Annotated in this window: 5 protein-coding genes; 2 read left to right on the top strand and 3 right to left on the bottom strand. The window is 73.0% G+C overall.

Annotated features, from left to right (window positions below; translation table 11 throughout):
* Positions 1-39 precede the first annotated feature (39 nt).
* On the bottom strand, positions 40-834 hold the full coding sequence (locus tag E1283_RS33035; RefSeq protein WP_132821851.1) for an SGNH/GDSL hydrolase family protein: 795 nt from the start codon (positions 832-834) through the stop codon (positions 40-42).
* Between the two features lie 176 nt (positions 835-1,010).
* Here E1283_RS33035 and E1283_RS33030 point away from each other — a divergent pair, with 176 nt between their 5' ends.
* Entirely contained in the window at positions 1,011-1,583 is a 573-nt protein-coding gene (locus E1283_RS33030) for a CGNR zinc finger domain-containing protein (RefSeq protein ID WP_132821850.1), read from the top strand.
* The gene (locus tag E1283_RS33025; RefSeq protein ID WP_132821849.1) at positions 1,580-2,026 is read left to right on the top strand and encodes a protein-tyrosine phosphatase family protein; all 447 of its coding nucleotides are present in this window, start codon (positions 1,580-1,582) and stop codon (positions 2,024-2,026) included. The genes E1283_RS33030 and E1283_RS33025 overlap by 4 nt, the downstream gene beginning before the upstream one ends.
* Positions 2,027-2,086: 60 nt before the next feature.
* Here the strand turns inward: E1283_RS33025 and wrbA are convergent, their stop codons facing one another.
* Positions 2,087-2,704: an NAD(P)H:quinone oxidoreductase gene (wrbA, locus tag E1283_RS33020; RefSeq protein WP_132821848.1), complete on the bottom strand. Its 618-nt coding sequence runs from the start codon at positions 2,702-2,704 to the stop codon at positions 2,087-2,089.
* Between the two features lie 92 nt (positions 2,705-2,796).
* Positions 2,797-3,963, bottom strand: coding sequence for a cytochrome P450 (locus E1283_RS33015; protein WP_243745269.1), 1,167 nt, complete (start codon positions 3,961-3,963; stop codon positions 2,797-2,799).
* Positions 3,964-4,124: the final 161 nt, after the last annotated feature.

Here is a 4,124-nt window from a genome sequence, read left to right as displayed (position 1 = left end):
GCGGGTGGGCGGGGAGCCGCCCCTCGCCGTGGTGGACCGTCAGTCGTTGGCGTTCAGGACCGGCAGGTAGCCGTTCGCGTGGCCGGCGCTGGTCGGGTGGTAGGACTCCCAGACCGGCAGCCGGACGTCGTGCAGGTAGTCGTCGCCCGAGCAGAGCTCGTGGGTGTTGAAGGTCGGGCGGACGTCGCCGAAGCGGAAGCCGGCGGCGGAGGCCCGGCCGGAGATCACCGAGTTGAGGACGTCGGCGACGTCGTTGATGGCCTCGCGCTTGGTGTTGCTCAGGCCGAGGCAGTACCAGGGCGACGGCTCTATGTACATCCGCGGGTAACCGAGCACGACCACCCGGGCGTTGGGCGCCCGCGACCGCACCGCGTTGTAGACGGCGTCCAGCCGGCCCGGCAGCGTGGCGTTGATGTAGGACCGCGCGGTGTTCAGGCGGTTGAGGCAGGTGCTCTCGGAACCGGTGACGCAGGTGGTCATCGCGTCGGCGAAGCCCGCGTCGTTGCCGCCGATGGTGAGGCTGACCAGGGTGGTGGAGGAGTTGAGCCCACCCAGCTGGTTGTTGATCACGTCGGTGGTCACCGCGCCGGAACAGGCGGCGAAGGTGAAGGAGGACGGGCCGTTGGCGGCGGCCCAACGGGCCGGGTACGCGTTGTTGCTGCGGTGGCAGTCGCCGCTCGACGAGATGTAGCTGCCGGCGCCGTTGCCGGAGGAGTACGAGTCGCCGAGGGCCACGTAGGAGGGCGCGGCGGCGTGGGCCGGGCCCGCCAACAGGGCGAGGACGAAGGCGGATACGAGAACGAAGACGGCTGACAGGGACCTGGTGAGCCTCACGGAACCTCCAACGAAGTGGACTCTGCGGCCACTTGTAGCAAGCTACGCGCGTTGATGGAAGTGTCCATGCCAACGTTCAGTGAAGATCCACGGAACATCTCCCGGCCCCGCACCGCCGTAACCTGTATAGTCGGATCACATCGGTTACAGCCGGCTCGACGGAACGGAGACGACGCGTGGAGTTCCCGCTGCACGACTACGCGGCCGGGGCCGGGGTGGCCACCGCCCTGGTCGTCACCTCGCCCACGGTGCACGGCGAATCGCTCGGCACACCAGCGGAGTTGGCCCGCTTCCTGGCCGACCAGCGGCTGCGTCCCGACGCCCCGGCGCCGGGCGCCGAGGAGGTGCGGCAGGTGAGCCTGCTGCGTCGCGAGGTGCGGGGCGTCATCGAGACCGAGACCGCCGAACAGGCCGTCGCCGGCGGCCGCGTGCTGCTCCGCCGGGCCGCGCTCGCCCCGGTGCTGCGGCGGGACGGGGCGGACGGCGCGTGGTGGTGGTCCGTGCCGACGGCGCCCGGCGCCTCGTTGGCCGACGAGTTGGCGGCGTTCCTCGCCTACGGGCTGCTCGGCGTCGTCCGCGCGCTCGGCCACGAACGCTTCCGCGCCTGCGCCGCGCCCGGCTGCCGCGGCGTGTTCGTGGACACCAGCCGGGCCGGCCGACGGCAGTACTGCGTACCGGAGTTGTGCGGCAACCGCGTCAAGGTCGCCAACTTCCGTGCGCGCCAGCGGACTCAGGGGGTCACGCGATGAGCACCCGGGCACTGGACGGCGCGTTGGTCCTGCCGGACGGCGCGTCGGTGCGGGCTCGCGGCCTGCGCGACGCCTGGCCGGCGGGGCCGGACCCCGACTTCGGCCTCTATCTCGGCTCGCCACGGCTGCGGCGGGCGCACGACGCCCGGCTCGGCTGGCCCCACGAGTGGCTCGACTGGCCGGACTTCCGGCTCCCCCGCGACCACGGACTCGCCGTCCGCCGGATCCGCGCGCTGCACGCCCGCGCGCACGCCGGCGAGGCGGTCGAGGTCGCCTGCGGGGGCGGCGTCGGCCGCACCGGAACCGTCCTCGCCTGCCTCGCCGTCCTCGCCGGCCTCCCACCGGCCGAGGCCCTGGCCTGGACCCGGGCGCACCACCACCCACGCGCCGTCGAAACCCCCTGGCAGCGCCGCTGGATCACCCGGTTCGCGGCCGCGGGCTGAGCCGGCGGGCGCGGGCTGAGCCGGCGGGCGCTGGGTGCCCGCCGGCCAGGACGCGAGGCGTCAGACGGCCAGGCCGGCCTTGAGGGCGGTGGCGATGCGGACGACGCGCTGGGCCTGGTGGCGGGCGGCGTCGCGGGTGGTGTCGCCGATCGGGTTGTTGCCCTGGGCGTCGACGTGCGACGTGCCGTAGGGGTTGCCGTCGACGAACTTCACGGCGTCGGTGTAGCCCGGGGAGACGATCAGGCCGCCGAAGTGGTGGATGGAGTTGTAGAGGGCGAGCAGGGTGGACTCCTGGCCGCCGTGCTGGGTGCCGGTGGTGACGAAGCCGCTGTAGACCTTGTCGGCGAGCCGGCCCTGCGCCCAGAGGCCGCCGAGCTGGTCGAGGAACTGCTTGAGCTGGGAGGCGACGTTGCCGAAGCGGGTCGGGGTGCCGAAGACGACGGCGTCGGCCCACTCCACGTCGTCCGGGGTCGCCTCGGCGATGTCGGCGCTGGCGGCGGCGTGCGCGGCCCACGCCTCGTTGGAGGCGATGGCGGCCTCGGGAGCCAGCTCGGCCACCTTCAGCAGGCGGACCTCGGCGCCCGCCTTCTCGGCGGTGTCGGCGATCTCCCTGGCGATCTCGGCGCTGAAGCCGGTGGAGGAGTAGTAGATGACTGCCAGCTTGACGGGGGTGGACATGTGCCTTCGACTCCCATGGGGTGGTTGACCATTCAAGTTCTTGTTTGAAGGTTAAACCACGCCGGAATCCGGCTCAACACCCACCCCCGCCGTCACCATGTGACCGGCAGCTCGTGGACCCCGTAGACCGAGCCGTCGTGCTTGAACGCCAGCCGGTCGACGCCGGTGGCGAGCCGCAGCGTCGGGATGCGGCGGTAGAGCGTGCCGTAGACGACCTGGAGCTCCATCCTGGCCAGCGGCTGACCGAGGCACTGGTGCACGCCGAAGCCGAACGCGACATGGCGGCGCGGGTTGCGGGCGACGTCGAGGCGGTCGGGGTCGGGGAAGGCGTCGGGGTCCCGGTTGCCGATGTCGTTGGGGAGGACGATGCCGTCGCCGGCCCGGATCACCTGGCCGGCGATCTCGATGTCCGCGAGGGCGAGGCGGCGCAGTCCGCTGTGGGTGATGTTGAGGTAGCGCAGCAGTTCCTCGACGGCCGAGGCGATCAGCTCCGGCTCCTCGGTGTCGCGGACCGCGGCGAGCTGGTCGGGGTGCTGGAGGAGGAGCACGGTGCCGAGCGCGATCATGTTGGCGGTCGTCTCGTGGCCGGCGATCAGCAGCAGCACCCCCATCTCGGCCGCCTCCTCCACCGTGAGCTCGCCCACCTCGGTTCGTCCGACCAGGCCGGAGAGCAGGTCGTCGCCGGGTTCGACCCGCTTCCTGGCCACCAGCTCGCGCAGGTAGTGGGTGAGCCGGCCGAGGGCGGCCGTGCGGTCGTCGGGGGTCACGGTCCGGCTGATCAGGATCCGGCTGTTCTCCTGGAAGAAGGGGTGGTCCGCGTAGGGCACGCCGAGCAGCTCGCAGATCACCAGCGACGGCACCGGCAGGGCGAAGGCGGGGACGAGGTCGACCGGCCGCGGGCCGGCCAGCAGCTCGTCCACCAGCCCGTCCACGATCCGCCGCACGGCGGGCCGCAGCGCCTCGACGCGGCGGACGGTGAAGGCCGCGGTGATCATCCGGCGGAGCCGGGCGTGCTCGGGGTCGTCCTTGTTGATGAAGCTGAGGCCGCCTCCGTTGGAGGGGACGGTCTTCGGATAGCCGGCCCTCGTCACGTCGGCGCTGACCCGGGGGTCGGCGAGCAGGGCCCGCTGCTCGGCGTGCCGGGTCACCAGCCAGGGGGTGCTGCCGTCCCACAGCCGGACCCGGGTGAGCGGCGCCACTGCCCGCCGGTCCCGCAGCCCGGGCGGCGGGTCGAAGGGGCAGCCGGCCGCCCTGGCCATGGGGAACGCCGGGATCCGGGCGGTGTCGGCGGTCTCGCCGCCCTCGCCGCCCTCGCTGCCCCCTCCGGCCTCGCCGGCCGACGGGGCCGCCGTCTGTTCGCGTGCGCTGGTCATGGGTTCGCCTCCTCCTCGTGGCCCCCGTCCTTCCTCTGGCCCCCGTC

Origin of the sequence: Streptomyces hainanensis (assembly GCF_004348415.1) — a bacterium.
Taxonomy (GTDB): domain Bacteria; phylum Actinomycetota; class Actinomycetes; order Streptomycetales; family Streptomycetaceae; genus Streptomyces; species Streptomyces hainanensis.
Note: the sequence above shows the minus strand (reverse complement) of the source record. Positions and strands in the feature narration are given on the sequence as shown.

Coding starts and splice junctions, on each gene's coding strand:
- E1283_RS33015 (WP_243745269.1), bottom strand. CDS start 3,963: ATGGCCAGGGCGGCCGGCTGCCCCTTCGACCCGCCGCCCGGGCTGCGG.
- E1283_RS33025 (WP_132821849.1), top strand. CDS start 1,580: ATGAGCACCCGGGCACTGGACGGCGCGTTGGTCCTGCCGGACGGCGCG.
- wrbA (WP_132821848.1), bottom strand. CDS start 2,704: ATGTCCACCCCCGTCAAGCTGGCAGTCATCTACTACTCCTCCACCGGC.